The organism is Microvirga sp. P4_G7 (genome assembly GCF_056401005.1).
In genome coordinates this window covers 1-3,162 of the sequence record NZ_JBFUKD010000452.1, presented here as the reverse complement: position 1 = coordinate 3,162, position 3,162 = coordinate 1, and the positions used below count along the sequence as shown (strand labels likewise).

4 protein-coding genes are annotated in these 3,162 nt (G+C 67.3%); 3 read left to right on the top strand and 1 reads right to left on the bottom strand.

From position 1 onward, the window contains the following. From AC1DT3_RS16225 to AC1DT3_RS16215, 3 genes are all read left to right on the top strand, one after another. A partial coding sequence (locus AC1DT3_RS16225) for a TOBE domain-containing protein (RefSeq protein WP_477466277.1) occupies window positions 1-317 on the top strand: 317 nt, incomplete at its 5' end. 21 nt (window positions 318-338) lie between these two features. Next, window positions 339-1,103 carry a gamma-glutamyl-gamma-aminobutyrate hydrolase family protein gene (locus AC1DT3_RS16220; RefSeq protein WP_477466276.1) on the top strand — a complete coding sequence of 255 codons (765 nt, stop codon included), beginning with the start codon at window positions 339-341 and terminating at the stop codon, window positions 1,101-1,103. Between the two features lie 18 nt (window positions 1,104-1,121). Then, window positions 1,122-2,555 (top strand): gamma-aminobutyraldehyde dehydrogenase, encoded by a 1,434-nt coding sequence (locus tag AC1DT3_RS16215; RefSeq protein ID WP_477466275.1) that lies wholly within the window; start codon window positions 1,122-1,124, stop codon window positions 2,553-2,555. 57 nt (window positions 2,556-2,612) lie between these two features. Here AC1DT3_RS16215 and AC1DT3_RS16210 read toward each other — a convergent pair. Continuing rightward, the coding region (locus AC1DT3_RS16210; protein ID WP_477466274.1) for an isoaspartyl peptidase/L-asparaginase at window positions 2,613-3,162 on the bottom strand (550 nt) is incomplete at its 5' end.

The following is a 3,162-nucleotide window of genomic DNA, read 5'->3' as shown; positions in this document are numbered from 1 at the left end:
CCGGAGCGGCCGGCGTTTCGGCCCAGCTTCCCAACGGAGATGCGCTCGCGCTGCCGGACGACGTGGCGGTTCGCGGTGCGGGGACCCTCGCGCTGCGCCAGGAAGATCTTCAATTGCGGGCGGTGGGCGCCGATGAGCGCGGCGGCCTGCGCGCGACGATCGAGACCCGCGTGTTTCTCGGCGCGCGCATCCGTTATGTGCTCCGCGTCGGCGAGTTGCGGCTGAAATGCCTCGCGCCCGCGAGCGACCTTTTCGCACCCGGTGATGCCGTCGTCGTGAATATTCCGGACGGACGCGCCCGGGTGATCGCCGCTTAGAGCTTCTCGAGGACCCTCGCCATGGCTGTTGATCCGCATGAATCGCGCCCGCTCCTGGGTGTGATCGCCTGCAACCGGACGCTCGGCAACGAGGTCGCGGCGAGCGTCATGCAGCGCTATCTGGTCGGCGCCGCGCGCTACATGGATGCCTCGCTCGTCATCATTCCGAGTCTGCCTGATTTCGTCGATGCACCGCGCATCGCGAGCGCCGTCGACGGCTTGCTTCTCACGGGAAGCCCCTCGAACGTCGTGCCCTCGCGTTACGGCGATGACACCGCCGACAGCGATGGTCCGTTCGATGCATCGCGCGACGAGACCGTGGAGCGCCTGCTCGACGCGATGATCGCCGCGCAGAAACCGGTCTTCGGCATCTGCCGTGGATTGCAGGAGATCAACATCGCGCTCGGCGGAACGTTGCGGCGGGACATCGGCGCCGTGCATCATGCTCACGCCGACGTCGATTTCGACGGCATGTTCGATCATCGTCAMTCGGTGGAAGTCGCTCCGGGCGGCCTTTTGTTCGGCGCGCTCGGCGAAGGCCGCTCGATCGTCAACTCCGTCCACTATCAGGGCATCGCACGCCTCGCCCCGGGCCTCACCGTCGAGGCGACGGCGCCGGACGGCGTGGTCGAGGCGGTCTCCGGCCTCATCGGCGCCTCACGGGTGATCGCGGTGCAATGGCATCCCGAATGGAAGGCCGATTCCGATCCGCAATCGCAAGCCGTCTTCCAGCTTTTCGGCCGCACGCTCCGCGAAGCCAGCGGCCGAGCACTTTCACAACGTTGAACCACCAGGAACGCTCCGATGTTCGAGAATGCGCAAGTTTTCGTCGATGGCCGATTTGAATCCGGGGAGGGCGCGGCCGAGCCCGTTCTCAATCCATCGACCGGCGCGCTGATCGCTCAATTGCCGACGGCGGGAGAGGCCCAGGTCGATCGCGCGGTCGCCGCCGCGGACGCGGCTTTTCCGGCCTGGGCGGCGCTGACGCCGCGCGAGCGTTCGCGCGCCCTGTTGCGGATCGCCGATCGCATCGAGGCCGAAGCCGCGACATTCGCCGATCTCGAATCGATGAATTGCGGCAAGCAGCATCGCTATGTCCTCGGCGGCGAAGTGCCGAACGTGGTCGACGTGTTCCGCTTCTTCGCCGGCGCCGCGCGGACCATGCCCGGCGTGCCCGCCGGCGAGTATCGCAACGAGCGCAACACCAGCATGTTCCGCCGCGATCCGGTCGGCGTCGTCGCGTCGATCGCGCCGTGGAACTATCCGCTCCTGATGGCGAGCTGGAAGATCGCGCCGGCGATCGCCGCCGGCAACACGGTGGTGATCAAGCCCTCCGAGCACACGCCGCTGACGCTCCTGAAACTCGCCGAGATCTTCGCCGAGGTTCTGCCGCCCGGTGTCGTCAACGTGGTGACGGGCACGGGGCTCGCGGTCGGACAGCGGCTGATCTCTCATCCGGCCGTGCGCATGATCTCGCTCACCGGCGATGTCGGTACCGGCCGCAAGATCCTCACCGCCGCGACCGATACGCTGAAGCGCACGCATCTCGAACTCGGCGGCAAGGCGCCGGTCATCGTCTTCGACGATGCCGATCTCTCGTCGCTGATCGAAACGTTGAAGGAGGCGAGCTTCTACAATGCCGGGCAGGATTGCACGGCGGCCTGCCATATCTATGCGTCCGCTGGAATCTACGATCGCCTCGTCGCCGATCTGGGGCAGGCGGTCGCCGCTTTGCCCTATGGCGAATCCGACGATGCGAAGGCCGAGGTCGGGCCACTGATCACCGAGCGGCAGCGCGAACGCGTCGCGGGTTTCGTCGACCGCGCGCGCAGTTCCGGCGCGGAGATCGTGGCTGGCGGGCGCGCGCCCGACCGACGCGGTTTCTTCTTCGAGCCGACGCTCGTCGCGACGACGCAGCAATCCGAGATCGTTCAGCGCGAGGTATTCGGTCCGGTCGTGTCGATCACGCCGTTCAAGACGGAAGAAGAGGTTCTGACTTACGCGAATTCGTCACCCTACGGCCTCGCCTCCTCGATCTGGACGCGCAACACCGGGCGGGCGACCCATGTCGCCGCCGCTCTTCGCTACGGGGTCACCTGGGTCAATACGCATGGCGTCTTCGCCACGGAGATGCCGCATGGCGGCGTGAGAAGTTCCGGCTACGGCAGCGATCTCTCGATGACGGCGCTCACCGAGTACACGCAGGTGCGCCACGTCATGTTCGCGCACAGCCGTTAGGCGTCACGCCCATCATGGCCGGGTCCGCCCCGGCCATGAGCGTTTCGAGGGCGGGGGCTAGACGGCCGCGCTTTCGCGCAACGGCTCATCGTAGATTGCCGTGCGCAGGATGTTGTCGCCACGGACGAAGCCCCGGTACATGCCGGCACAGTTGAACGGCAGCGACACCGCACCGGTGCGGTCGACCGCGATGAGGCCGCCGGAGCCGTCATTGGGTGCGAGAAGATCCATCACGACGACGTTCGAAGCCGCCTCGAGCGAGTGACCGGCATGGCGCATGCGCGCGGCGATCTCGTGCCCGGCCGCATAGCGGATGAAGACTTCGCCGTGCCCGGTACCCGACACCGCGCRGGTGTCGTCGGCCCAGGTGCCGGCGCCGAAGATCGGGCTGTCGCCGACGCGGCCCGGCGCCTTGCCCGTCATGCCGCCGGTGGATGTCGCCGCAGCGAGGTGTCCGTTGCGGTCGCGGGCGACCGCGCCGACGGTGCCGTGCTTGCGCGAATCGTCCTGATCGTCCGCGCCGCGCTCACGCATCGCCAATGTGTCCTGCAGGGCCTTCCAGCGCTGGTCGGTGAAGAAGTAGGACGGCTCCTCGAAAGCGATGCCT